Source organism: Streptomyces sp. NPDC001920 (assembly GCF_053594495.1).
Window position 1 is genome coordinate 384,739 of sequence record NZ_JBSFEP010000002.1, and the last position, 25,270, is coordinate 410,008.

Below are 25,270 nucleotides of genomic sequence, written 5' to 3' on the forward strand. Positions count from 1 at the left end.
GGTGGCCATGGGGCACCGTTCTGTTCGACCGGTGCCGGTACTGTTCGGCGAATGAGCTCGCTTAATCTCGACGACTTCTCCGAACTGATCGAGCGCCCCGACGGTGGGGTGCGCCGTGACGCCGAGGCACGCCGTGAGCGTCAGGTCGTGCCGCCCGGAGCGCTGGGCCGCCTCGACGATCTGGGTGAGTGGCTGGCGGCGGCGCAGTCCGCCGTGCCGGTGCGGCCGATCGAACAGCCGCGGGTCGTGCTGTTCGCCGGGGACCACGGCATCGCCGAGCTGGGCGTCTCGGCGCGGCCGGCGGGCGGTGCCGGGGAGTTGGTGCGGGAGATCCTTGAGGGCGGCCGGCCGGTGTCCGTGCTCGCGCGGCGGCTCGGGGTCGGGGTGCGGGTCGTCGACATGGCCCTGGACTGCGACCCGCAGACGCTGCCGGAGACGGTGGTGCGGCACCGGGTGCGGCGCGGCAGCGGGCGTATCGACATCGAGGACGCGCTGACGCCGCAGGAGGCGGAGGCCGCCTTCCGGGCCGGGATGGCGGTGGCGGACGAGGAGGCCGACTCCGGTACGGATCTGGTGGTGCTCGGCGATGTGAGCGTCGGCGGGACGACGGCGGCCGGGGTGCTGGTCGCCGCGCTGTGCGGGACCGACGCCTCCGTGGTCACCGGTCGGGGCGGGCTGGCCATCGACGACCTGGTGTGGATGCGCAAGTGCGCGGCGATCCGGGACGCCCTGCGCCGGGCACGGCCCGTGCTCGGCGACCAGCTGCAGCTGCTCGCGACGGTGGGCGGCGCCGACCTCGCCGCGATCACCGGGTTCCTGCTGCAGAGCGCGGTGCGCAAGATGCCGGTCGTGCTGGACGGGATCGTGGTCGCCGCCTGTGCGCTGGTGGGGCAGCGGATCGCGTTCCGGGCGCCGGACTGGTGGCTGGCCGCGCACGACAGCGGGGAGCCGGGCCAGGCCAAGGCGCTGGACCGGATGGCACTGGAGCCTCTGCTCGACCAGGGCGTGCGGGTCGGCGAAGGCGCCGGAGGCCTGCTGGCCCTCCCCACGGTGATGGCCGCCGCCGCACTGGCCGCCGAACTGCCGGAGCGGCCGCTGGAGCCGGAGACGCCGGTGGAGGCGGAGAAGCCGGTGGAGGCGGAGACGCCGGTGGAGGCGGAGACGCCTCAGGAATCGGTGGCCGGGGAGCCGGGGGCCGAGTAGGGGCCGATCTGGCGCGCCAGACGGCCAGGGCCCACGGGACGGGTCTGTCCGGCCGACCGTGTCGTGGCCGCCGGGGACGAGGGACTGCAACGGGGCAGCCACGGGCGGCAGGACGGCCCCGGTGGACTCCGATCAGGTGACGCACCCGAGCGGGGACGTCCGCCGCGCCGGTCGCGGCGGAAGAGCGTGCGGCACGGCCGTCGCGGTGCCGGTGCGTGCGGGGTGTCGGCGGTGTGCGCGGTGCGTCAGCGGCGTTCCAGGGCCCGGGCCGGATCCGCGTCGGGCGCGCCGCCGATCCAGTCCTGGACCTTGCGGCTGAGGCCCGACCAGCGCCGGTCGTGGTGGTAGGCGCGCAACTGGGCCTTGGCGCGGGCCCGCGGACGACGGCCGTAGAAGCGCTTGGCCCACGGGGAGGCGGGCCGGGCCAGGCGGATGGCGCCGAACAGGGCGATGAAGGGAATGATCACCCCGAAGATCGCGATACGGGCCTTGCCCTTGGCGAGGGCGATCAGGGCGAGGAGGAAGTTCCCGGCGATCGTGCTGAGCGCCGACCCGCGGTTCTGCATCTCGTTCTCGTCGAGGTCGTTGACCCCGAAGGGCGCGAAGCCGAGCAGGAGCAGGCCGACCACGGCGGCGGTCAGCACGACCACCTCGACGCTCTTGCGGCCGGCCTCGGTCCAGTACACGTCGTCCAGGTGCAGGATCAGCGCGAACTCGTCCAGGACCAGGCCCGCGCCGATCCCGAAGACCACGGCGGCCACGGCGGAGCCGATGCCGCGCTGGCCGCCGGCGACCGCGCAGAAGCCGCCGATGATCGTGAGGACGACTCCGGGGACCACGTGGTGGATGTGGACGGCGCCGGTCTCGATGTTGCGGAAGGGCCCTTTGCCCGCCCGGATCAGGCGGGTGATGACCCGGGTCACCAGGAACGTGACCACGAAGGCGGTCAGGGCCAGCAGCAGCGGGAGTTTGCCCGGTTCGATGATGTTGCGCTGCCACCAGTCACCCATGTCCCCAGTGTCTCCGCGACGGGGGTGGGCTGCCTGCCGGGGACGACGTCCGGGCTACTCTTCCGCCGTGTCCATGACCCTCCCGCCGCTGCACGGCCTCCGTTTCGCCTTCGGCACGCTCAGTGTGCTGCCCGTCCGGGTGAGCCGGTGGGACCGGGACACCGCGCGCGGCGGGATGCTGTGCGCCCCGCTCGTCGGAGTGGTCCTCGGCGGCGCCGCCGCCGTCCTCGCGCTGGTGCTGCTGTTCCTCGGCGCCGCCCCGCTCCTCGCCGCGGTCGCCGGAGCCGCCGTGCCGGCCGCCCTCACCCGGGGCCTGCATCTCGACGGGCTGGCCGACACCGCCGACGGGCTGGGCAGCGGCAAACCGGCCGAGGACGCACTGCGGATCATGAAGCAGTCGGACATCGGGCCCTTCGGCGTCATCACGCTCGTGTTCGCGCTGCTGGCGCAGGTGGCCGCGCTCGCCCAGCTGTACGGCGACTCATGGGCCCGCGGCGCCCTGGCCACCGTCGCGTCCGCCGTCGCCGCCCGCCTCGCGCTCACCCTGGCCGCCCGGACGGGGGTGCCCGCGGCACGGCCGGAGGGGCTCGGGGCCGCGGTGGCCGGCGTCGTACCGGTACGCGGCGCGGTGGCCGTCGCCCTGGCCGTGACCGGTGTCGCCGCGGCGGCGGGCGCGCTGCTCGGGGCGGCCGACCTCGCCCGCACCGCCCTCGCGGTGCTCATCGCGCTCAGCGCCGCCGAAGTCCTGCTGCGGCACTGCGTCCGCCGCTTCGGCGGGGTCACCGGCGACGTCTTCGGCGGGCTCGCGGAGACGGCGGCGACGACCGCCCTCGTCGTGCTCTGCCTGGGCTGACCCTCAGCCCGCCAGGGCGTGCGGCAGCGTGCCCCAGGGGTGATCGCCCGTACCCGGCACCGCGCAGTGGACCGTGGCCCCGCGGGCGCGTGCCAGATCCCCCGGTTCGGCGTCGGCCGGTACGCCGTACACCAGGTGGCACAGCCGCACTCCGGTGCCGCCCGACCATCGCTGCGGGCCGAGCCCGGTGTACGACGCCCAGGTGCCCTCGAAGGTGACGAGGAGGTCCGCGATCCTGGCGTACGCCGGGTCGGGTGCCGTGCCGTGGTTCAGGGCGATCGTCCCGAAGCCGGCACCCCAGGCCGCGGTCGCGAGCCGCTGGTAGTACCCGAAGTCCGCACGGCCCGAGGCGACCTGGTCCAGGAAAACACCGTCCGCGCCGTACCAGTCGCGGTGCCGCACGAGGTCGCGGACGACGTCGGTGTGCGGCCGGCGGCCGTAGCCGGTGTCGGCGTAGCCGAGCACCCGCACTCCCCCGGCCGCCCGCAGCCGTGCCGCGACCTCGGCGAACGCCGCGTCGGGCGTCGCGCCGGGGCCGCTGGCCGGGTTCAGTACGACGCCGTACAGGCGGGGTGCGGCGGCGATGATCGCGTCCCATTCCGCGGGGCGGACGGAGGGGTGCTCGTAGTAGGGGACCAGCAGTTCGCTCATCGGTGGGCGGTCACCCTCCCCAGCAGGGCGCAGACGAGCGCGGCCTGGGTCACCGCCGCCACCCCGTGGACGATCAGGCCGATCCAGTTCGGGCTGCCCGCGTGCGTCACCAGGGCCGCCGTCTGGGCGAGGGCGGCCCCGCAGCAGATCGCCGCCGCGCTGAGCACCGCGCCGAAGGACTGGAGCAGCAGGCCCGTCCACAGGACCACGCCCAGCAGGAGCAGCCCGGCCAGGCGGACGCCCGCGACCGAGGGGGCGTGCGGCCACAGCGCGGAGGTGGCGAGGCCGAGCGCGAGCAGCGCGGCCAGGTAGGCGGTCAGGCACTTCACGACGGTGAGCACCGTGATCCGCCGGAACGCCCTGGGCGTGCTGCTGGAGCGCAGGCCCGCCAGGCTGCCGCTGCGGAAGCGGTACAGCAGCCATTCGGCGGGGCCCATGCTGAGGGTGAGGGCGACGGCGGCCGGCGCGGCGACCACGCCGGCCCCCTCGTCCGCGAGGGCGTCGCCGAGGGCCGCGTACAGCACGAGCACACCGGTGCCCAGACCGAACAGCGCGTACGGGAAGGACCCGGTGAGAGCGGGGGACGCGGTGCGGTGCGCCTGCGGTGCGCTGCCGTACCCGCCGAAGGGCAGCAGGGCGGTGAGGCCCGCCGTCCAGCCCTGCTCACCCAACTCCCTGGCAGCCGGACGTACTTCGAGGCAGGCGAGCGCCACCACCGCGAGCAGGGAGCCCAGCAGCACGGCGGTTCTCGCCAGGTCGGGGACGGGGTGCAGCTGCGCGAACACCGCTGCCGCGGCCATCGGGATCAGCGCCGCCAGCAGGACGCGTTCGCGCCCCATGACCAGCAGGACCGTGGCCGCGCCCAGGTAGCAGGACTGCCCGGCGGCGAAGGCGGCCCCGGCCGGGTGGGGCGTGGCCGCCGTCGCCGCCACGGCCAGGGCGACCAGGGCGCCGAGCAGCACGCCGGCCGGAGTGCCGAGCAGCAGGCAACGGCGGGCGGCACCACGGTCGCCCAGCCCGAGCCAGGAGTACGCCCGGTGGGCGAGGCCCTGGTTCCAGGTCCAGCCGACCAGGGCGCCGGCCAGCAGCGGGACCGTGCCCGCGGGAAGGCCGAGATCGTCCTCGGGGCCGGCGAGCAGGGGTGCGCCGAGGACGTAGCCGAGGCCGGGGAGCGCGAAGACGACACCGCGCAGCAGACAGCCCGGCAGGCCGACCTGCCAGGGGTCGTGGACCGGGCCTTCCGGCTCCGGGTAGCGGCGCTCGACCCGTTCGTACAGCTCCTCGGCGAGCGCGAAGGAGTCCTTGACGCCGTAGCGCTCACGTATCTGGTCGTCGGAGAGGCCGTCGGACTCCAGGAGCGCGGCGATCTCGTCGGGGTGGACGGCCGCCGCCACGAAGTCGTCGAGGCGTTCGGCCAGTTCGTCGACCGGGTCGGGGTGCGCCCAGCTGGGCCGGGCGCGCTGGCGGGGAACGGCGGGCAGGGCTTCGGGGCGGGAGCCGGGCGGCATCCAGAGGCTTCCGCTCACCAAGCGGCCCCGTCCGTCGCGACCTTCTGGTACCAGGGGCTGCGCAGTTCGAGGGTCCAGTCGGCGACCGTTTCGAGCGTGGGCTCGTACACCTCGGGGCCGCCCGCGAGCTCTTGGTAGATCGTCCGGAAGTTGTCCACGGAGCGGCGCAGGGTGAACCGGTCGATCACCCGTTGACGGGACAACTCGCCCAGACCGCGGCGTCGTTCGTCGTCCCTGAGCAGGGTCAGCGCGGCCGCCGCCATCTTCTCCGGCTCACGCGGCGGCACCACCAGCCCGGTGTCGCCGACCGCCTCGCGCACTCCCCCGACGTCCGTCGAGACCGTCGTACGGCCGCAGGACATGGCCTCGATGATGGAGAACGGGAAGCCCTCGGAGATGGACGACAGCATCACGACATGCCCGGCGGCATAGGCGCGCCAGACCTCGCTGATGCGGCCCTCGAAGGTCAGGCCGTCCGTCACGCCCAGCTCGGCGGCGAGCTTCTCCAGCTTGGTGCGGTAGGCCTCGCCGCCTGCCGGCACCGGGCCGAACAACCGCAGGCGGGTCTCCGGGAGTTCGGCGCGGACCATGGCGTAGGCCCGCAGCAGGGTCTCCAGGTCCTTGATGGGGTCGACACGGCCGCACCAGGTGAGGGTGGGGATGTCCGGCTCGGGGCCGGCGTGCGGGAAGGCGTGCGGGTCGACGCCGTTGTAGACCGTGCGGATCTTGTCGGCGTCGGCGCCGCCGCGCTCCTCCCAGCGGCGGTTGTACTGGTTGCAGGGGGTGATCAGGTCGGCCGTGCGGTATCCGAGCGAGTTCAGCTCCCGGTAGAAGCCGAGCATGAACGCCTTCACCGGCCAGCGCTGGGCGTCGCTGCGGTAGCCGAGATAGCGCTCGCGCAGGTAGATGCCGTGTTCGGTGAGGAGGAACGGCACGCCGTCCAGCCGACGCGCGGCGAGCGCGGGGAGCGTGGCGAGGCCGCTGCTGACCGCGTGGGCGACGGAGTCCTCGGGGATACGGGTCCCGAGCGGGCGCAGGGCGTGTTCCAGCAGGTCGGTCGCGGTCAGGGCGTCGTGGACGGTCGGGTGGGCGGCTGCGGTGGGCAGATGCGGCATGGTCCATATCCACATCAGGGACCTGAGCGCCGACTCGGTGCGCAGCGCCGACGACAGCCGGCCGTCGCGGGCGAGGCGGGCCAGCTCGTCCAGGGCCTCGCCGAAGTCGCAGGGCGCCTCGGGGTCGAGGAAGGAGAGCAGGAAGCGCTCGTAGCAGTCGGTGAAGCGGCGGCGGGCCCGGCCGTACGGCGCCCGTCCCCGTCCGGGACGCGGGCCCCAGGTCGGTACGGAGGTGTGCCGGTAGACGTTGGGCGGCAGCTCCCAGGTCACGGGTTCGCGGCCGGTTCCGGTGAGCGACACGATGTGGAAGTCGACCTCGGGCATGCCCTTGACGAGCTGGTCGCACCAGGTGCTGACACCGCCGTGGACGTGCGGGTAGGTGCCTTCGGTCAGCATGGTGACATGACGGCCCGTGCGCATCATGCGAGTTCCCCCCTGTGGAACAAAGTGTGGTGCTACGGCCCCTGCGCGCACCCCGGGCGTCTGGTCGTGAGGTGACCGGGGTGCGCATGGCCCTGCGCCGGGCCCTGTCGGCCGGGGAGGCCCCTAGGGTCGTGTCCGCAAAGTCCCGTCGTCCGCCCGGAGGGCGGGCCGCGCGGCGTATGGTGCGTGCTCTCGGCGTGACGGGCGGAAGCCCTCGTACTGGTTGTACGTGGGCTTTCGCCCGGTGCGGCGAGAGTGCGTGCCAGGCGTCGCGGGGCAGGCGGGACTTTGCGGACACGACCTAGGACGGCAGCTTCAGCTTCAGCGCGCTCTGCAGGAGTCCCGGCGTGGTCCAGGCCGAGCGCTCTCCCGCGTACGGCGTCCCGAACGCGCTGGTACCGACGAGGAGTTGCTTGACGGTTCCTTCCGGTGCGGTCACCGGGATCTGGGTCCCGGACGGGGCGTTGACGGTGACGGAGGTGCCGATGCGGTACGCCGTGACGGAGCCGTTCGCGAGCGCGGTCTGCCAGGCGGCGCGGCGCTGGAGCTCGGTGCCGATCGACTTCTGGGAGACGTTCTGCACCGGGGTGTTGTCGGCGAAGAGCGCCTGGTAGTCGGCGAGCACCTTGTCCAGGACCGGGTACAGGGTGCGGTCCTCGGCCAGGTTGGACTGGTGGGCGTAGTGCGGGCGCGGGTCGCCCGAGACGACGTGGCCGAGGGCGGTGTGGGCCTCCTGCGGGACGATGTGCTCGTCGTAGCCGGTGGCGGTGTCCAGCGGTGCGTCCAGGCAGGTGGAGGCGGGGTTGGTCTCACAGACACCGCTGCCGCCGTCGGCCTTGGAGGTGTAGATCCAGTTGTACTCGTCGGTCATCTCCTCCTCGGTACCCACGTTGTAGTACACGTTCATCGGGTGCCGGGGCACGGTCAGCGCCGCGCCGACCGGGCGCTGGGCGGGCTCGCGGGAGTTGTCCGAGGCGATCCACTTCACACCGGTGTCGGCGAGGGCTCCGGCCAGGTTCGGGTTGTCGGCGGGCTGCTGCGGCAAGGTCTTCAGACCCGAGTGCTCGCCGGTCACGAGTTCCGTGCGGTCGACCGGGAGCCCCTTGCCGACGGCCCAGTTGTGGTTGTCGCGGATCTGCGCGGCGATGTCCGCGCGGCTCATGTACCGGGTCGAGCCGTCGGCGTTCTTCGCGCAGCTCCACGGGACGGTCGTGGTGTCCTGCACACAGCCGAGGAACGGGTGCGTGTAGGTGTGGTTGATCCAGCGGTACTGCGCCTTGTCGGCGAGCAGCCGGTCGGTGAGGGCGTCGGTGCCGCCGTTCTCGCTCTTCCACTCCTCGCCGGAGCCGGCGTTGTAGACCATGTCGAGGGTGAAGCCGCGCTCGCGCTGCCACTGCGCGGCGTACGCCGCGTCCTCGGCCGTCATGCGGATCGGCGCGGTCCCCTCGCCGTCGCCGCCCGCGCAGTCGAAGTCGCCGGGGGTGCAGTTGCGTTCGGTGTCCCATCGGCTGTCGGGCGCGAACACGTCGTCGACGTGCACCGCGAAGTAGTTGCGCGTCTGCCCCAGGTGCACGCCCCGGGTCAGCCATTCGACGATGCCCCGGGCGAGTACCCGGAACTGCTGCTGGTGCTGGTTGTAGGCGAAGGTCACCACCAGTTCGCGGCGCCCGTCGCGGTGGTGTTCGCCGACCAGGCTGCCGCGCCCGGAGCCGCCGGGCACGGGCACGTCGACATAACTGGTGAAACCGGTACGGGGGCGGGCGACGTAGCCGTAGCTCTCCAGTACGGCAGGGTCGTTGTCCTCGAAGGTGAGGGCGCCCTCGAGATAGCCGAAGTACCCCGCCTTCCCGGCCGCGGTGACGGACGCCTCGCGCCCGTCGAGGGAGCCGGCCCAGCCGCCCTCGCTGGTGTGGTCGAGGCCGACTCCCGGATGGGCCCAGGTGTAGGCGTCGACCTGCGGGACGGCGTAGGTCCGCTCGTAGTTCTCCAGCGCGGTCTGCTCCGCGGAGCCCGCCCCGAAGGGGGCCTCGTTCGGCAGGACGACGCCCTGGTACTTGGCCCGGGGCGTGCCGTTCACCGTGTCGCTGAGGAACGCGGCCGTGATGGTCGGGCGGTTCGCGTCGTTCAGGTCGACCGTGGTGTACGGGATGCCGGTGCTCTTCAGCTGGGCGGTGATGGCCCGGACGGGGCTGTCGCCGTTGTCCACGACCAGCACCTTGAGGTCGATGCGTGGTTCCGCGGCGGCCGCGGCGCGCGGTGCCGAGAGCCCCAGGGTGAGCAGGCCGGCGGCCGTCAGGGCGGCGACGGCGTTCCTGCGATGTGTCCATCTGTGCGCGCTGTGCGCCGTTGGGTGCATTGAGTGTCCCTTCCCCCCAGAAGATCCCTCGCGGCCCACGGGGCGCATCGGCGAGGGATCCGTGGAAATCATGCAAAGCGGCAAGCTGATCACTTGCCGGAACCAGATGAGTGTGACTCAGCTCACCGGGCCGGGAGTCAAGAGATGACCAGTACGCCACCGACAGGTGAACGCCCGCAGGAATGAGCGAGTGCGCACGCGAGCGTAGGCTCATCCCGAGTGTTCGCCGTACCGGGGAAGGCCCCGCTGAGACCGCACCCGTAGGTCGGAACTAGGGTCGGCCGTCGGGCCCGGTCGACCCACACCATTCGGCCATTGCAACTTCACATCGGAAGCGAGATTTCACCACCGTGACTGCTCTCACTCTCAGCACCGCCGCGGCGCCCGGCCTGCGGGCCGACGCGATCGTGATCGGTGTCGCCAAGGGCGCCAAGGGACCGGTCGTCGCGCCGGGCGCCGAGGCCGTGGACAAGGCGTACGACGGCAAGCTCGCCGGCGTCCTGGAGACCCTCGGCGCCTCCGGTGCCGAGGGCGAGGTGACGAAGCTCCCCGCCCCCGCCGGCTTCAAGGCCCCGCTCGTGGTGGCGGTGGGCCTGGGCGCCGCGCCCGACGACGCCGAGGACGGCGCCTACGACGGTGAGGCGCTGCGCAAGGCCGCCGGCGTCGCCGCCCGTGCCCTCGCAGGCTCCAGGAAGGCCGCCTTCGCCCTGCCGATCACCGACGCCGCGGACACCGGCGCGATCGCGGAGGGCGCCCTGCTCGGGGCGTACTCCTTCGACGTCTACAAGGAGTCGAAGGGCACCGGCACCAACGCCAAGGCCAAGAACGGCAAGGCGCCGCTCGCCGAGGTCGCCGTGCTCGGCGCCAAGCCCCGCGACAAGGAGCACAAGGCGGCGATCCAGCGCGCGACCGCCGTCTCCGAGGAGCTCAACCGCGCCCGCGACCTGATCAACATGCCGCCGAACGACCTCAACCCGGCGTCGTTCGCCGCCGAGGCCCAGCAGGCGGCCAAGGAGCACGGCATCAAGGTGCAGGTGCTCGACGAGAAGGCCCTGACCAAGGGCGGTTACGGCGGCATCCTCGGCGTGGGCGGCGGTTCGACGTCCGCTCCGCGGCTGGTCAAGCTGACGTACACGCATTCCAAGGCGGACAAGCACCTCGCCTTCGTCGGCAAGGGCATCACCTACGACTCGGGCGGCATCTCGCTGAAGCCGGCCGGGCACAACGAGACGATGAAGTGCGACATGAGCGGCGCCGCCGCCGTGTTCGCCGCCGTGGTCGCCGCCGCGCGCCTCGGCCTCCAGGTGAACGTCACCGGCTGGCTGGCGCTCGCCGAGAACATGCCGTCGGGCTCCGCGGTGCGCCCGGGTGACGTGCTGCGCATGTACAGCGGCAAGACCGTGGAGGTGCTCAACACCGACGCCGAGGGCCGGCTGGTGCTCGCCGACGCGCTGTGGGCGGCTTCCCAGGAGAAGCCGGACGCGATCGTCGACGTCGCGACGCTGACCGGGGCGATGGTGCTGGCGCTGGGCAACCGCACCTTCGGTGTGATGGCCAACGACGACGCGTTCCGCTCCGCGATCGTGGAGGCCGCCGAGGAGGTCGGGGAGGCGTCCTGGCCGATGCCGCTGCCGGAGCACCTGCGCAAGGGGATGGACTCGCCCACCGCCGACATCGCCAACATGGGTGAGCGCATGGGCGGCGGCCTGGTCGCCGGTCTCTTCCTGCGCGAGTTCGTGGGCGAGGGCATCACCTGGGCGCACCTCGACATCGCGGGGCCGGCGTTCAACGAAGGCGGTCCCTTCGGATACACGCCCAAGGGTGGAACCGGGTCCGCCGTGCGGACGCTGGTCCGGCTCGCGGAGCTGACCGCTTCCGGCGACCTGGGCTGACGCCGTTTCCGGGTGAGGGGGCTCCGCGCGCGGGTAGGGCGGGGCCCCCTCACGGCTGTCCGCTCAACTGAACGTGGGGCGTCTCACACCCCGGCCCGGCGTCTCGTTCGGTGTGGACAAGTGCGAAGATGGGGCTCGGCAGGACAGGGCCCCACCCCAGGGCCGAAAGATAGAGCGGCCGGACACCAGCCGCCTGTCGGTCATCGACGACCGGCGCACGGCGCACATGCATGGAGGACGTGACGTGGCGAACGACGCCAGCACCGTTTTCGACCTAGTGATCCTCGGCGGTGGTAGCGGTGGTTACGCCGCGGCCCTGCGCGGGGCGCAGCTGGGCCTGGACGTCGCCCTGATCGAGAAGGACAAGGTCGGCGGCACCTGCCTGCACCGGGGTTGCATCCCCACCAAGGCCCTGCTGCACGCGGGCGAGATCGCCGACCAGGCCCGCGAGAGCGCGCAGTTCGGTGTGAAGGCCACCTTCGAGGGCATCGACATCGCCGGGGTCCACAAGTACAAGGACGGCGTGATCGCCGGCCTGTACAAGGGCCTGCAGGGCCTCGTCGCCTCCCGCAAGGTGACGTACATCGAGGGTGAGGGCCGCCTGTCCTCGCCGACCTCCGTCGACGTCAACGGGCAGCGGGTCCAGGGCCGCCACGTCCTGCTGGCGACCGGCTCCGTGCCGAAGTCGCTGCCGGGCCTGGAGATCGACGGCGACCGCATCATCTCCTCGGACCACGCCCTCGTCCTGGACCGCGTGCCGAAGTCCGCGATCATCCTCGGCGGCGGTGTCATCGGCGTCGAGTTCGCCTCCGCGTGGAAGTCCTTCGGGGCCGACGTCACCGTGATCGAGGGGCTCAAGCACCTCGTCCCGGTCGAGGACGAGAACAGCTCGAAGCTCCTGGAGCGCGCCTTCCGCAAGCGCGGCATCAAGTTCAACCTGGGCACCTTCTTCCAGAAGGCCGAGTACACCCAGGACGGCGTCAAGGTCACCCTCGCCGACGGCAAGGAGTTCGAGGCCGAGGTGCTGCTGGTGGCGGTCGGCCGCGGCCCCGTCTCCGCCGGTCTGGGCTACGAGGAGCAGGGCGTCGCGATGGACCGCGGCTACGTCCTCGTCGACGAGTACATGCGCACGAACGTGCCGACCGTCTCCGCGGTCGGTGACCTGGTCCCGACCCTCCAGCTCGCGCACGTCGGCTTCGCCGAGGGCATCCTGGTCGCGGAGCGGCTGGCCGGTCTGAAGACCGTCCCGATCGACTACGACGGTGTCCCGCGGGTCACGTACTGCCACCCGGAGGTCGCCTCCGTCGGCATCACCGAGGCCAAGGCCAAGGAGATCTACGGCGCGGACAAGGTCGTCGCTCTGAAGTACAACCTGGCGGGCAACGGCAAGAGCAAGATCCTGAACACCGCGGGCGAGATCAAGCTCGTCCAGGTGAAGGACGGCGCGGTGGTCGGCGTCCACATGGTCGGCGACCGCATGGGCGAGCAGGTCGGCGAGGCCCAGCTGATCTACAACTGGGAGGCGCTGCCCGCCGAGGTCGCCCAGCTGATCCACGCCCACCCGACGCAGAACGAGGCGCTCGGCGAGGCCCACCTGGCCCTGGCCGGCAAGCCGCTCCACGCGCACGACTGATCCCTCGGTCGACGAACGCGACGACACAGACTTCCGCACTTTCCGTAAGGAGCAACCGAAACCATGGCGGTTTCCGTAACCCTTCCGGCGCTCGGCGAGAGCGTCACCGAGGGCACTGTCACCCGCTGGCTGAAGGCCGAGGGCGAGCGTGTCGAGGCCGACGAGCCGCTGCTCGAGGTCTCGACCGACAAGGTCGACACCGAGATCCCCTCCCCCGCCGCCGGTGTCCTGGCGTCCATCAAGGTCGCCGAGGACGAGACCGTTGAGGTCGGCGCCGAGCTGGCCGTGATCGACGACGGCACGGGCGCGCCCGCTGCCGCCCCGGCCCCGCAGGCCGAGCAGGTCGCCGAACCGGCTCCCGAGCCGGCCGCTGCCGCTCCGTCCACCGAGCAGGCCGCCCCGGCCCCCGCTCCCACCGCCGAGGCCGCCTCGGGCGGCGGTTCCGCCGAGGGCACGGACGTGGTCCTGCCCGCGCTCGGCGAGTCCGTCACCGAGGGCACCGTCACCCGCTGGCTGAAGTCGGTCGGTGACAGCGTCGAGGCCGACGAGCCGCTGCTGGAGGTGTCGACGGACAAGGTCGACACCGAGATCCCGGCGCCCGCCTCCGGCACGCTGCTGGAGATCGTGGTCGGCGAGGACGAGACGGCCGAGGTCGGCGCCAAGCTGGCCGTCATCGGCGTCGCGGGTGCCGCTCCGGCGGCCGCCCCGGCCCAGGAGGCCCCGGCCCCCGCCGCTCCGGCTCCGGCTCCGGCCGCCCCTGCCGCGCCCGCGGCTCCGGCCCAGCCCGCGGCCCCGGCCCCCGCCGCTCCGGCCGCGCCCGCCGCTGCCGCCCCGGCTCCGGCCCAGCCCGCCGCCCCGGCTCCCGCTCCGGCCGCTCCGGCCCCGGTCACCCCGGCTCCGGCCGCTCCGGCCGCCGCCAAGGCCACCGACGAGGGCGCCTACGTCACCCCGCTGGTGCGCAAGCTCGCCGCCGAGAACGGCGTCGACCTGGCCACCGTCAAGGGCACCGGCGTCGGCGGTCGTATCCGCAAGCAGGACGTCGTCGCCGCCGCCGAGGCCGCGAAGGCCGCCGCGGCTGCTCCGGCCCCCGCCGCCGCTGCCGCTCCGGCCGCCGCGAAGAAGGCCCCGGCGCTGGAGGTCTCCCCCCTGCGCGGCCAGACCGTCAAGATGCCGCGCATCCGCAAGGTCATCGGCGACAACATGGTCAAGGCGCTGCACGAGCAGGCGCAGCTGTCCTCGGTCGTCGAGGTCGACGTCACCCGCCTGATGCGCCTGCGCGCCCAGGCCAAGGACTCCTTCGCCGCGCGCGAGGGCGTCAAGCTCTCCCCGATGCCGTTCTTCGTGAAGGCGGCGGCCCAGGCGCTGAAGGCCCACCCGGTCATCAACGCCAAGATCAACGAGGCCGAGGGCACGATCACCTACTTCGACACCGAGAACGTCGGTATCGCGGTGGACTCCGAGAAGGGCCTGATGACCCCGGTCATCAAGCACGCCGGTGACCTCAACATCGCCGGTATCGCCAAGGCGACGGCGGAGCTGGCCGGCAAGGTCCGCGCCAACAAGATCACCCCGGACGAGCTGTCCGGCGCGACCTTCACCATCTCCAACACCGGTTCGCGCGGCGCGCTGTTCGACACGATCATCGTGCCGCCGGGCCAGGTCGCGATCCTCGGCATCGGTGCCACCGTCAAGCGCCCGGCCGTCATCGAGACGGCGGAGGGCACGGTCATCGGCGTCCGCGACATGACGTACCTGACCCTGTCCTACGACCACCGCCTGGTGGACGGCGCCGACGCGGCCCGCTACCTGACGGCCGTCAAGGCCATCCTGGAAGCGGGCGAGTTCGAGGTCGAGCTCGGTCTGTAACCCCCTTCGCGGGTACGGCTGTGCGGTGCCCCTGTCCGGAAGCTTCCGGGCGGGGGCACTGCCGTGTGTGCGTGTAAGTCTCGTCTCACCTGCACCAAAGCGCCCCCGCGCGCCCTTCCCGCGCGGCGTTGCGGCCGTATTGTCTAAACGTCAAAACGCCCCGGGGGCCTGTGGCCCCTCTCTAAGGAGCCCTCATGACCGCGCCCGTCATCCACTCGCTGCGCGAACAGATCCGCGAGCACATCCTGGAGGGGATCATCAGCGGGCGCTGGCAGCCGGGCGAGCGGATCGTGGAGCGGCGTATCGCGACCGAGCTGGAGGTCAGCCAGACACCGGTGCGGGAGGCGCTGCGGGAGCTGGAGTCGCTGCGGCTGATCGAGTCGGCGCCCAACAAGGGCGTGCGGGTGCGGAGTCTGACCGCGGCCGATCTGGAGGAGAGCTACCCGGTCCGGGCCGGTCTGGAGGCCATCGCCGCGGAGCTCGCGGCCGACCGTCTCGCCGAGGACTGCTCCGCCCTGGAACCGCATGTCACCGCCCTGTACGAGGCCGACCGCAACTCCGACGGCACGGGCCAGGTGCGGCACACGGTCGCCTTCCACCGCGAGATGGTGCGGGCGGCGGGCAACTCGGTGCTGCTGCACACCTGGGAGGGGCTCGGCATCGAGGTGTTCACGGCGCTGTCCATCCGGTGGCTCGGGACGGTGCAGCAGTCGTACGCGGAGGAGCACGAGGAGCTGGTGGCCGCTTTCCAGCGCCGGGATCCCCGGATCGCCGAAATCGTGAAGGCCCATGTCCTGGGCTGCGCGCCGCGGCACGAGTCCTGAGCGCGCCCCCGCTCAAACGTAGCCCCACCTGCGAAAACCTCTCGAAAGCGCGGCACCCCGTGCCTGCCCGAAAGGCACCCCGTGCCTACTTTCTCGTGATCAAGAGGTTTTCGCCCTCAACCCTTTGATCGATCATCGATCAGGGGGTTAAAGTCGCCGACGGACCTCCACCGAGGTCTGCCAGCCCTGTCCTGCCAAAGACCAAGGGCACCCCCGAACCCTTACCGATGAGGGAACCCCCTTCGACTGAGGAAGGCGGCGACATGACCGACCCCAACGCCATCCAGCCGAGCGCGCTCGACCAGCTCCCCGACCGCGACCCGGAGGAGACCGCCGAATGGCAGGCCTCGCTGGACGCGGTCGCCAAGGCGGCCGGGCCGCACCGTGCCGCGTACCTGATGCGCCGCACGCTGGAGCGCGCCGAGGGCACCGGCATCGCGCTGCCCAAGCTCCTTGAGACGGACTACGTCAACACCATCCCCACCTCCGCCGAGCCGGCCGTGCCCGGTGACGAGGAGATGGAGCGCCGCATCACCGCGTGGAACCGCTGGAACGCGGCCGCGATGGTGACCCGCGGCTCCAAGCACGGCGTCGGCGGCCACATCGCCACCTTCGCCTCCGCCGCGTGGCTGTACGAGACCGGCTTCAACCACTTCTTCAAGGGCAAGGAGGCCGACGGCTCGGGCGACCAGCTCTACATCCAGGGCCACGCCTCCCCCGGTATCTACGCCCGTGCCTTCCTCGACGGCCGTCTGAACGAGCAGCACCTGGACAACTTCCGCCAGGAGTCCGGCGGCAACGGCCTGCCGTCGTACCCGCACCCGCGCCGCCTGCCGTGGCTGTGGGAGTTCCCGACCGTGTCCATGGGCCTCGGCCCGCTGTCGGCGATCTACCAGGCCCGCTTCAACCGCTACCTGACGGCGCGGGGCATCAAGGACGTCTCGAACTCGCACGTCTGGGCCTTCCTCGGCGACGGCGAGATGGACGAGCCCGAGTCGACGGCGGCCCTGGCACTCGCGTCCCGCGAGGGCCTGGACAACCTGACCTTCGTCATCAACTGCAACCTGCAGCGCCTCGACGGCCCGGTCCGCGCCAACTTCAAGATCGTGCAGGAGCTGGAGGCCCAGTTCCGCGGCGCCGGCTGGAACGTCGTCAAGACGCTGTGGGGCACGGCCTGGGACGAGCTGTTCCAGCTCGACACCACGGGCGCGCTGGTACGCCGCCTGCGCGAGGTACCCGACGCGCAGGTGCAGACGTACCAGACCCGCGACGCCGCCTACATCCGCGAGGACTTCTTCGGCAAGGACCCGGCGCTCGTCGAGATGGCGAAGCTGCTGAGCGACGACAAGATCCTGGAGTGCTTCCACCTCTCCCGCGGTGGACACGAGGCCCGCAAGGTCTACGCCGCCTACAAGGCCGCCGTCGAGTTCAAGGGCGCGCCGACGGTCATCCTGGCCCAGACGGTCAAGGGCTTCACGCTCGGCGAGGGCTTCGCGTCGAAGAACGCCAACCACCAGATGAAGAAGCTGACGGTGGACGAGTTCAAGGCGATGCGCGACCTGCTCGACCTGCCGATCAAGGACAGCGACTTCGTCGACGGGGTCGTCCCCTACGGCCACCCCGGCGCCGACTCCCCCGAGGTCCGCTACCTCCAGGAGCGCCGCGCCGCCCTCGGCGGTCCGGCCCCGGCCCGCCGCGTGCACCCGGTGGCGCCGCTGCCCGCCCCCGCCGAGAAGGCGTTCGCCTCCTTCGACAAGGGCTCCGGCTCCCAGAACGTGGCCACCACCATGGCCTTCGTCCGCCTGGTGAAGGACCTGGTCCGCGACAAGGAGACCGGCAAGCGCTGGGTGCCGATCGTCCCGGACGAGGCGCGTACCTTCGGCATGGAGTCGCTCTTCCCGTCCCTCGGGATCTACTCCCCGAAGGGCCAGACGTACGAGCCGGTCGACCGCGACCAGCTCATGTACTACAAGGAGGCCAAGAACGGCCAGATCCTCAACGAGGGGATCACCGAGGCCGGTTCGATGGCCGACTTCATCGCCGCTTCGACGTCGTACGCGACGCACGGCGAGGCGATGATCCCGTTCTACATCTTCTACTCGATGTTCGGCTGGCAGCGCACGGCCGACCAGATGTGGCAGCTCGGGGACCAGCTCGGCCGCGGCTTCCTCATCGGCGCGACGGCGGGCCGGACCACGCTGACCGGCGAGGGCCTCCAGCACGCCGACGGCCACTCCCCCGTCATCGCGGCGACGAACCCGGCCGCGCTGACGTACGACCCGGCCTTCGCCTACGAGGTCGCGGCGATCGTCAAGGACGGCCTGCGCCGGATGTACGGCGAGGCGGCGCCGGGTGAGGACCCGAACGTCTTCTACTACCTCACCGTCTACAACGAGCCGCTGCCGCAGCCCGCGAAGCCCGCGGTGGACGGCATCGACCAGGGCATCGTCAAGGGCCTGTACCGCTTCAACACGGCGGAGTCGGCGGGCCTGTCCCCGGCCGCGAACGCCCCGCGCATCCAGCTGCTCGGCTCCGGCACGGCGATCCACTGGACGCTGCAGGCGCAGAAGCTGCTCGCCGAGGAGTGGGGCGTGGCCGCCGACGTGTGGTCGGCGACGTCCTGGACGGAGCTGCGCCGGGACGCCCTGGAGGCCGACGCGGCCCTGCTGCGCGGCGAGGAGCGGGTGCCGTACGTCCGGCAGGCGCTGCAGGGTGCCGAGGGCCCGGTGCTGGCGGTGTCCGACTACATGCGCCAGGTACCGGACCAGATCGCGCAGTGGGTCGAGCAGGACTGGTCCTCGCTGGGCGCGGACGGCTTCGGCCTCTCCGACACCCGTGCGGCGGCCCGCCGTCACTTCGGCGTCGACGCCGAGTCGATCGTCGTCGCGGCCCTGGCCCAGCTGGCCAAGCGCGGCGAGGTCAAGGCGGCCGCGGTGAAGGAAGCGCGTGAGAAGTACGGGCTGTAAGGCCCGGTGAACGCGGCCCGCAGGGGCTGACGGCTGATGAAGGGGTACGGCTTCCGCCGTGCCCCTTCGCTGTCGGTGGCACCCGGCATGATGGCCGTATGCGTGCTGCCCGGCTCATCAAGATGGTGCTGCTGCTCCAGTCCCGGCCCTCCATGACCGCCGCCGAACTGGCACGGGAGCTGGAGGTGTCGGAGCGGACCGTCACCCGGGACGCCCAGGCTTTGTCGGAGGCCGGAGTTCCGGTGTACGCGGACCGGGGGCGGGCCGGGGGGTACCGGCTCATCGGCGGTTACCGGACCCGGCTGACCGGGCTGGCCCGCAGTGAGGCCGAGGCGTTGTTCCTCAGCGGCGTCCCGGGGGCGCTGCGGGAGATGGGGCTGGAGGACGCGGCCTCCGCCGCCCGGCTGAAGGTGTCCGCCGCCCTGCTGCCCTCCCTGCGCGACGCCTCCCGCACGGCGGCTCAGCGGTTCCATCTGGACGCCCCCAGCTGGTTCAGGGAACCGAAGACGCCCGAGCTGCTGCCGGCCGTCGCGGACGCGGTGTGGGACGACCGGCGGATCGTCGCCCGCTACCGGCGAGGTGAGGGGGAGCGCCGGCGGGAGGTGGGGCGCGAGCTGGAGCCGTACGGGCTGGTGCTGAAGGCGGGGGTCTGGTACCTGTGCGCCCGTGTGGCGGAGCACGGGTCGTACCGGGTGTACCGCATCGACCGGTTCACCGCCGTGGAGCCGGGGGACGAGCGGTTCCAGCGGGACGAGGAGTTCGACCTGCCGGGCTTCTGGGACGAGCGGGCCGAACAGTTCGCGCGGTCCCTGCTGCGGGCCGAGGTCGTGGTGCGGGTCTCCCCGGACGGGGTGCTCAGGCTGCCGTACACCGTCGATCCGCTCTCCGCCCGGGAGGCACTGGAGGCGGCCGGCGCCCCGGACGGGGACGGCTGGGTGACGGTGACCCTCCCGGTGGAGTCGCAGGAGGTCGCCCACACCCAGCTCTCGGCGCTCGGACCGGAGGTCGAGGTGCTGGCGCCCCAGGCGCTGCGGGCCCGCTTCGCGAGCGACGCGATACGGCTGGCGGCGCTGTACGGCACCTGAGCCCCACGGTGTCGGCCGCATGGCACCCCGTCACCCCGGGCCGTGCGCCCGCAACAATCCGCCGCACTCCACGTGCGCCCCGCCCGCCCAGGGCCGATGCTTGACCCGTGATGGACGAGACGGAGTTCTGGGAGCTGATCGACGAGACCCGCGAGGCCGCCGACGGCGACCCCGAGGAGCAGGCCGACCTGCTCGTGGACCGTCTCCTCAGGCTGGACCCGGACATGATCCTGGACTTCGCCCGTCACTTCGAGGCCCGCTACAACCGCGCGTACGTCTGGGACCTGTGGGGCGCCGCCTGGATCCTGCTGGACGGGGCCAGCGACGACGCGTTCGACTTCTTCCGGTGCTGGCTGATCGGCCAGGGCCGTGAGGTGTACGAGGGTGCGGTGCACGAGCCCGACGCGCTCGCCGAACTGCTGGACGACTTCGACGAGGAGTTCGACGGCGACGGCGAGGAGCTCGGGTACGCCGCGGACGAGGCCTACGAGCAGCTCACCGGCACCATCGCCCCCGAACTGGGTATCGCGCCGGCGCCCCCGGAACCGGCGGGCACGCCGGTGGACCTCGAAAACGAACAGGCGCTGGCGCAGCGGCTGCCGCGGCTGTGGGAGCGGTTCAAGGGCTGAGCCCGCCGGGGCACCCGCTCGGGCCGCGGGGGCCCGGCTGCGGCTCGGCTCCGGCGACGGGACGCACGCCTGCCCCTGATCCCTGATCGCCCTCACCGCCCGGTGCATCGGCGCCTTGTCGGCCCGGCACGGCACGGACGCCGTGACGGCGGCCGGTCCGAGGCCGACGGCGGCCACCGCGCGGACCACCGTCCGGTGGCTGCGAGGAACCCGTGCGGGCCGCCGGGTGCGCGCGCTGTTCGGGCCCGCGTCGGTAGCCGTTCGCCCGTGAGCTCTTGACCGGCCCGGTGATCCTCGGCTTAGCCTGGCCGCCCCTACCAGGAGCACCCTGCCCATGACCAGCCTGTTCGTGCGGGAGATACCGCGCGCGGAACACCTCGCCCGGCTGCGGCGGCACCCCGACACCAGCCATCTCCAGATCCCCGAGTGGGGCGATGTGAAGCCGGACTGGCTGCCGGAGAGCGTGGGCTGGTTCGAGGGGCGGGAACTGGTCGCGACGGCCCTGGTCCTGTACCGGCCGCTGCCGGGGACCCGGCGCTATCTGGCCTATCTCCCCGAGGGGCCCACGATCGACTGGCGCGACCCGCGTCTGGAGCGCTGGCTGGACCCGCTGGTCGCCCACCTGAAGAAGATCGGGGCGTTCACTGTACGGATCGGCCCGCCCCTCGTGGTGCGCCACTGGGACGCGGCCACCGTGGCGGCGGGCATCGCCGACCCCGGCGTACGGCATCTGCGCGATCTGCCCCCGGCCGGTATCGACGGGTACGCGCTGGACGTCGCCGAGCGGCTGCGGCGGCTCGGATGGCGGCGGTGCGAGGAGGACGACGGGAGCGGTTTCGGTCTCGGGCAGCCCCGCTACGGCTGTGAGATCCCGTTGGCCGGGCGGTCGGCGGACGAGTTGCGCCGCGCCCTCGCCCCGCACTGGGAGCAGTCCCTGCGCACGGCGGAGGAGGCCGGGGTCCGGGTCACCTGGGGCTCGGCCGAGGACCTGCCGGACTTCCACCGCCTGTACACCGCGACCGCCGCCCACGACGGGTTCAAGGCCCGCCCGCTGGACTACTTCCGGCGGATGTGGCAGGCGCTGAACGCCGAGGACGACGACCGGCTGCGCCTGTATCTCGCCGAGTACGACGGCGAGGTGCTCTCCGCGGCCCTCATGATCAACGTCGGCTCCCGGGTCTGGCACTCGTACGCCGCGTCCGGTCGCCGGGGGCGGCAACTGCGCCCGAGCAGCGCGCTGTTGTGGCGCATGCTGGGTGACGCGCGGGCGGCGGGAGCCGAGACGTACGACCTGCGCTCCGTCACGCCCTGCCTCTTCGAGGGCCGACTGCTCGGGCGGCTGCGCTTCAAGACGGGGACGGGCGGCCGGGTGGTGGAGCACCTCGGGGAGTGGGAGCTGCCGGTGGGCGGCCAGGGCAGGGTGCTCCAGCGGGCGCTGGGCGTGTACCTGGGGCGCCGGTGACGCCTCACGCGCGTGCGCGCTCCGGGCCGGGCGGCCGGTCCGGGCCGGGTCCGTGGTCCCGTCGTCCGCCGGGAGGGCGGTCCCCGCGGCGTTCGCTGCGTGCTCCGGGCGGGCGGGGCAGGCGGGACTGCGCGGAGGAGGCTCAGGGGTTCCTGCCCTGAAGGCGTGCCGCGAGCTGTCTGATCTCGGGCAGCCGGGCGGTGAGGGCGGCGCCGGGACAGCTGGTCATGTAGCCCTCGTTGTGGCCGGCGAGGGCGGGGAACGCCACGCTGGTGCCGGCGGCGTAGCGGCTGTGGCTGTTGCTGGAGGTCAGGCGGACCTGTGTGCGGGGATCGGTGTCGGAGAGCCCCAGCTTCCACGCGGCCAGCGCGGCGATCGCGTCGGTCATCGCCTTCGGCACGGGGACGCCTGCCGTGAAGGTGCCCAGGGCGGCGATGCCGGCGGTGCGGTGGTTGAAGCCCTGGGTGTGGGCTCCGGTGACGGGACGGTCGACGCCGCCCGCGCGGCCCTCGTAGATGGTGCCGCAGCGGTCGACGAGGAAGTTGTAGCCGATGTCGTCCCAGTCCCGGGAGCCGGTCTGGCCCGCGTACAGGTAGCGGATGATGCGGGGCACGTCGGCGCAGTCGTAGCCGTTGGGCGAGTCGGTGTGGTGCACGAAGACGGCGACGACCCGGTCGTCGTAGCGCGGGGGCGGCTGGGCACGCCGGGTGTCGTCGTCCATCCAGGCCGACCTCGGCAGGATGCGGGGCCGGGGCGCCTGGTGCCCGACGGCGGGCCGCACCGGGTCGGCCCGGACAGCGGCCCCGACGGTTTCGCCGATCCCCTCCGCGCACAGCACCAGCGCGAGACCGGCGGCGAGACCGGGCGCACAGCCGAGGAGCACGAGCACGGCACCGGGAACCCGCCGCCCGGCGAGCCGCCCCGACCGGCCTGGCGGCACGGCCGCCTCCCCCGCGGACGACCGCACGGCCGCCCCGTCCTGCCCGACCGGCTCCACGCCCGACTCGTCCCGTACCAGGGGTTCGACGGGAACGCCGCCCTCACCGGGCGCGGCGGACTCGCCGGGCACGAGACGATCAGCCGATGCGGCGGCCTCACCCGACACCGCGCGGCCGACCGGCAGGGCGGGTTCCGCCGACACCTCGTGATCGGCGGGGACTGAAGGCTCATCCGGCACCAGGCCATCGGCCGGCGGCGAAGGCTCAGCCGAAGCCGCACGGCCGGCACCCACCGCCGACGCCCCCGGCACCACGTGACCACCCGGCACAGCCCCGTCCGACACCGCTCCATCGGCAGACACCGAGGGCTCAGCCGAAGCCGCACGGCCGGCACACACCGCCGAGGCCCCCGGCAGGTGGACGGTCGGCACGGCAGGCCCGTCGGACACCCCGTGATCGGCGGAGGCAGCGGGTTCACGCGATCCGTGACCGACCGAGGCCACGGGCCCGTCCGACCTCACGCCATCGACCGACACCGCAGGTTCATCCCGCCCCACGCCACGACCGGCCGACACCTCGGGCCCATCCGACCCCACGCGGTCGGCGGACCCGGCCGACGCCTCCGGCATCACCCGGTCAGCCCGCACGGCCCGCTCGTCCGGCGCCCCCCGCGCGGCCCCCTCAGGCCGCCCCGGAGCGCCGCCCGGGCCCTGCTGGGCCTCGGTGCCGGCGGGCGCGCCCGTGCTCGCCTCGGCCGGCCCCGCATCCCACGCGTGCCCGGCCTCGGCACTTCCCTCGGCGGGCTCCGCCGCCCCCCGGGCCGGCGCAGCCCACGGTATTCGTACGGCACGTGGTCTTCGTCTCCCCCGTGTTCGTCGGAAGACCCTTCGGGTGGCCCGTCGGAAGACACGCATGGTCCTACTGTCCGACGGATCCCGTCCGCCCGCGATGTGTGGCGTGACACTCCGTGGAACCAACCTCGCGGTCCGGGACGTTTCTCCAGGTGCACGCTCCGTGGCAGTTCCCTGCGGCCCGCCCGTACGTGCTGATCAACAAGCGCTTTCCGCGCGTACTAAGGGGTCCGAGAGAAAGGCGGCTCCGTGGACCTGCTCGACATCCTGCTGTTGCTGGTGATCCTGGCCTACGCGGCCTCCGGCTACCGCCGTGGACTGGTGGCCGGCTGCGTGTCCCTGGCCGGTTTCGTCGGCGGCGCGGTGATCGGCGTATGGATCCTGCCGTGGATGATGGACCTGGTCACCCCGGGCACCACCCGGGCGACCGTGACGGCGGTGCTCACGGTGCTGGTCCCGGCGGTGCTGGTGCACGAGCTGGCGGGCCGGCTGGCGCTGCGGCTGCGCCGGGAGCTGGACGGGGGACCGCTCAGGGTGGCCGACGGCGTCGGCGGGGCCGTGGCCAACTCCGTGGCCGTGCTGATCGTGTCCTGGGTCGCGGCGAGCGTCCTCGCGGCGTCCTCCTCCTCGCCGCTGCTCAGCTCGGCGATCCGGGACTCCCGCCTGCTCGGCACGGTGCAGGACACGATGCCGGACACGACGCCGGCCTGGTTCTCGCGGGCCACCTCCGCACTCACCGAGGCGGGCTTCCCGCAGGTCTTCAACCCGTTCGAGAACGAGTCGACCGCAGAGGTCGCCAAGCCCACCGGCGACAGCGTCACCGCCGCCGCGACGAACGCCGCCAAGCTCAGCACGGTCAAGATCGAGGGCGTCTCGGGCACCCAGGGCCGCGAGGGCAGCGGCTTCGTCTACGCCCCGGAGCACGTGATGACCAACGCCCACGTGGTGGCCGGCATCGACGAGCCCGGTGTGCGGGTCGGCGGCGTCGGGCGGTCGTACGAGTCACGGGTGGTGCTCTTCGACCCGCAGCGGGACGTGGCCGTGCTGTACGTCCCCGACCTGCGCGCTCCCGTGCTGCGCTTCGACGACGCCGCCGCCCGGGGCGACTCCGCCGTCGTGGCGGGCTATCCGGAGGACGGCGACCTCAACCTCCAGGCGGCGACGGTCGCGAACCGGGTGCGCGCCACGGGCCAGAACATCTACAACGACGAGGCCGCCACCCGCGAGATCTACTCGATCCGCTCCACGGTCCGCCCCGGCAACTCCGGCGGCCCCCTGCTGACCACGGACGGCAAGGTGTTCGGGGTCGTGTTCGCCCGCTCGACCTCCGACGCCGAGACCGGCTACGTACTGACGGCTGCCGAGGTCGCCGCCGACGCCGAACGCGCGGCGAAGGCGACGGCACCGGTGGACACCGGAGAGCTCATCACGTCGTGAGCCGAGGCGACGGCCTCGTCACAGGCGGCTTCCCATCAGCACGTCGTCCACGTACGACCCGCCCAGGAAGAACTCCTCGGGCAGCACCCCCTCCACCACGAACCCCTCGGACTCGTACAGCTTGCGGGCCGGCGTGTTGTGCGCGAGGACACGCAGGGTGAGACGGCGGGCACCCCGGCGGCGGGCCTCCTCGACGGCGGCGCGGATCAGGGCGCGTGCCACGCCCCGGCCCCGGGCCCCGTCGGCGACGGCCAGGCCCTGTATCTGCCGCACATGGGCGTTGGACGCGAGCGGGGTGGGGAAGGCGAGACGGATGTACCCGACGACGCGCCGGTCGAGCTCGGCGACCAGGTAGTCGTCGGGGACGTGACGCTCGTCGAAGAACGGCCGGTACGGCGGTTGCGGCTCGGGCGTGACCGCGTGCAGCGGCGACCAGGTGAGACGGTCCAGGAGGGCCAGCTCCTCATCGTCGTCCGACAGGGCGGTGCGTATGCGCGGCGGCTGGTGCGGTACAGGCATGAGCGTCACCCTATGGCCGGATGGCGGGTACACGACCGGGGATTTCGTG

The 25,270-nt window shown here is 72.8% G+C and carries 18 protein-coding genes; 11 read left to right on the forward strand and 7 right to left on the reverse strand.

Translation table 11 applies throughout. The features are described from left to right. Positions 1-51: 51 nt before the first annotated feature. On the forward strand, positions 52-1,203 hold the full coding sequence (cobT, locus tag ACWCPI_RS04315; protein ID WP_451036653.1) for a nicotinate-nucleotide--dimethylbenzimidazole phosphoribosyltransferase: 1,152 nt from the start codon (positions 52-54) through the stop codon (positions 1,201-1,203). A gap of 245 nt (positions 1,204-1,448) precedes the next feature. Here the strand turns inward: cobT and ACWCPI_RS04320 are convergent, their stop codons facing one another. Then, positions 1,449-2,213 carry a hypothetical protein gene (locus ACWCPI_RS04320; protein ID WP_451036654.1) on the reverse strand — a complete coding sequence of 255 codons (765 nt, stop codon included), beginning with the start codon at positions 2,211-2,213 and terminating at the stop codon, positions 1,449-1,451. Positions 2,214-2,286: 73 nt separating this feature from the next. Between ACWCPI_RS04320 and ACWCPI_RS04325 the strand changes: the two genes are divergently transcribed. Beyond that, positions 2,287-3,066: an adenosylcobinamide-GDP ribazoletransferase gene (locus ACWCPI_RS04325; RefSeq protein ID WP_451036824.1), complete on the forward strand. Its 780-nt coding sequence runs from the start codon at positions 2,287-2,289 to the stop codon at positions 3,064-3,066. A 3-nt stretch (positions 3,067-3,069) separates the two neighbouring features. Here ACWCPI_RS04325 and ACWCPI_RS04330 read toward each other — a convergent pair whose 3' ends face one another. The 4 genes from ACWCPI_RS04330 to ACWCPI_RS04345 form a co-directional block, all read right to left on the reverse strand. After that, complete coding sequence (locus ACWCPI_RS04330) at positions 3,070-3,717, reverse strand: spherulation-specific family 4 protein (RefSeq protein ID WP_451036655.1); 648 nt, start codon at positions 3,715-3,717, stop codon at positions 3,070-3,072. Next, positions 3,714-5,243, reverse strand: coding sequence for a hypothetical protein (locus ACWCPI_RS04335; RefSeq protein ID WP_451036656.1), 1,530 nt, complete (start codon positions 5,241-5,243; stop codon positions 3,714-3,716). Before ACWCPI_RS04335 ends, ACWCPI_RS04330 begins: the two co-directional genes overlap by 4 nt. Continuing rightward, on the reverse strand, positions 5,240-6,763 hold the full coding sequence (gene pelF / locus ACWCPI_RS04340; protein ID WP_451036657.1) for a GT4 family glycosyltransferase PelF: 1,524 nt from the start codon (positions 6,761-6,763) through the stop codon (positions 5,240-5,242). Before pelF ends, ACWCPI_RS04335 begins: the two co-directional genes overlap by 4 nt. Positions 6,764-7,064: 301 nt before the next feature. Beyond that, a complete protein-coding gene (locus tag ACWCPI_RS04345) occupies positions 7,065-9,119 on the reverse strand; it encodes a hypothetical protein (RefSeq protein ID WP_451036658.1) in 2,055 nt (684 codons plus the stop codon). 350 nt (positions 9,120-9,469) lie between these two features. On the opposite strand from ACWCPI_RS04345, the gene ACWCPI_RS04350 reads away from it, so the two are divergent. From ACWCPI_RS04350 to ACWCPI_RS04385, 8 genes are all read left to right on the forward strand, one after another. Continuing rightward, complete coding sequence (locus tag ACWCPI_RS04350) at positions 9,470-11,011, forward strand: leucyl aminopeptidase (protein ID WP_451036659.1); 1,542 nt, start codon at positions 9,470-9,472, stop codon at positions 11,009-11,011. Positions 11,012-11,255: 244 nt separating this feature from the next. After that, a complete protein-coding gene (lpdA, locus tag ACWCPI_RS04355; protein ID WP_451036660.1) occupies positions 11,256-12,644 on the forward strand; it encodes a dihydrolipoyl dehydrogenase in 1,389 nt (462 codons plus the stop codon). Between the two features lie 63 nt (positions 12,645-12,707). Next, complete coding sequence (sucB, locus tag ACWCPI_RS04360) at positions 12,708-14,510, forward strand: 2-oxoglutarate dehydrogenase, E2 component, dihydrolipoamide succinyltransferase (protein WP_451036661.1); 1,803 nt, start codon at positions 12,708-12,710, stop codon at positions 14,508-14,510. Between the two features lie 194 nt (positions 14,511-14,704). Continuing rightward, on the forward strand, positions 14,705-15,334 hold the full coding sequence (locus ACWCPI_RS04365) for a GntR family transcriptional regulator (protein WP_388798019.1): 630 nt from the start codon (positions 14,705-14,707) through the stop codon (positions 15,332-15,334). A gap of 263 nt (positions 15,335-15,597) precedes the next feature. Then, positions 15,598-18,300: a pyruvate dehydrogenase (acetyl-transferring), homodimeric type gene (aceE, locus tag ACWCPI_RS04370; RefSeq protein WP_451036662.1), complete on the forward strand. Its 2,703-nt coding sequence runs from the start codon at positions 15,598-15,600 to the stop codon at positions 18,298-18,300. Between the two features lie 98 nt (positions 18,301-18,398). After that, positions 18,399-19,385, forward strand: coding sequence for a helix-turn-helix transcriptional regulator (locus ACWCPI_RS04375; RefSeq protein ID WP_451036663.1), 987 nt, complete (start codon positions 18,399-18,401; stop codon positions 19,383-19,385). A gap of 110 nt (positions 19,386-19,495) precedes the next feature. Further along, on the forward strand, positions 19,496-20,014 hold the full coding sequence (locus ACWCPI_RS04380) for a DUF4240 domain-containing protein (protein WP_451036825.1): 519 nt from the start codon (positions 19,496-19,498) through the stop codon (positions 20,012-20,014). A 334-nt stretch (positions 20,015-20,348) separates the two neighbouring features. After that, positions 20,349-21,476 carry a lipid II:glycine glycyltransferase FemX gene (locus ACWCPI_RS04385; protein WP_451036664.1) on the forward strand — a complete coding sequence of 376 codons (1,128 nt, stop codon included), beginning with the start codon at positions 20,349-20,351 and terminating at the stop codon, positions 21,474-21,476. A 142-nt stretch (positions 21,477-21,618) separates the two neighbouring features. On the opposite strand, the gene ACWCPI_RS04390 is transcribed toward ACWCPI_RS04385, so the two are convergent. Continuing rightward, entirely contained in the window at positions 21,619-22,359 is a 741-nt protein-coding gene (locus ACWCPI_RS04390; RefSeq protein WP_451036826.1) for a peptidoglycan recognition protein family protein, read from the reverse strand. Between the two features lie 1,155 nt (positions 22,360-23,514). Between ACWCPI_RS04390 and ACWCPI_RS04395 the strand changes: the two genes are divergently transcribed. After that, positions 23,515-24,702: a MarP family serine protease gene (locus ACWCPI_RS04395; RefSeq protein ID WP_451036665.1), complete on the forward strand. Its 1,188-nt coding sequence runs from the start codon at positions 23,515-23,517 to the stop codon at positions 24,700-24,702. An 18-nt stretch (positions 24,703-24,720) separates the two neighbouring features. On the opposite strand, the gene ACWCPI_RS04400 is transcribed toward ACWCPI_RS04395, so the two are convergent. Next, positions 24,721-25,221, reverse strand: a complete 501-nt coding sequence (locus ACWCPI_RS04400) for an N-acetyltransferase family protein (protein ID WP_451036666.1) — start codon at positions 25,219-25,221, stop codon at positions 24,721-24,723. Positions 25,222-25,270 lie beyond the last annotated feature (49 nt).

Coding starts and splice junctions, on each gene's coding strand:
- ACWCPI_RS04345 (WP_451036658.1), bottom strand. CDS start 9,119: ATGCACCCAACGGCGCACAGCGCGCACAGATGGACACATCGCAGGAAC.
- aceE (WP_451036662.1), top strand. CDS start 15,598: ATGACCGACCCCAACGCCATCCAGCCGAGCGCGCTCGACCAGCTCCCC.
- ACWCPI_RS04380 (WP_451036825.1), top strand. CDS start 19,496: ATGGACGAGACGGAGTTCTGGGAGCTGATCGACGAGACCCGCGAGGCC.
- ACWCPI_RS04385 (WP_451036664.1), top strand. CDS start 20,349: ATGACCAGCCTGTTCGTGCGGGAGATACCGCGCGCGGAACACCTCGCC.
- ACWCPI_RS04365 (WP_388798019.1), top strand. CDS start 14,705: ATGACCGCGCCCGTCATCCACTCGCTGCGCGAACAGATCCGCGAGCAC.
- ACWCPI_RS04320 (WP_451036654.1), bottom strand. CDS start 2,213: ATGGGTGACTGGTGGCAGCGCAACATCATCGAACCGGGCAAACTCCCG.
- sucB (WP_451036661.1), top strand. CDS start 12,708: ATGGCGGTTTCCGTAACCCTTCCGGCGCTCGGCGAGAGCGTCACCGAG.
- pelF (WP_451036657.1), bottom strand. CDS start 6,763: ATGATGCGCACGGGCCGTCATGTCACCATGCTGACCGAAGGCACCTAC.
- cobT (WP_451036653.1), top strand. CDS start 52: ATGAGCTCGCTTAATCTCGACGACTTCTCCGAACTGATCGAGCGCCCC.
- ACWCPI_RS04325 (WP_451036824.1), top strand. CDS start 2,287: ATGACCCTCCCGCCGCTGCACGGCCTCCGTTTCGCCTTCGGCACGCTC.
- ACWCPI_RS04375 (WP_451036663.1), top strand. CDS start 18,399: ATGCGTGCTGCCCGGCTCATCAAGATGGTGCTGCTGCTCCAGTCCCGG.
- ACWCPI_RS04400 (WP_451036666.1), bottom strand. CDS start 25,221: ATGCCTGTACCGCACCAGCCGCCGCGCATACGCACCGCCCTGTCGGAC.
- ACWCPI_RS04330 (WP_451036655.1), bottom strand. CDS start 3,717: ATGAGCGAACTGCTGGTCCCCTACTACGAGCACCCCTCCGTCCGCCCC.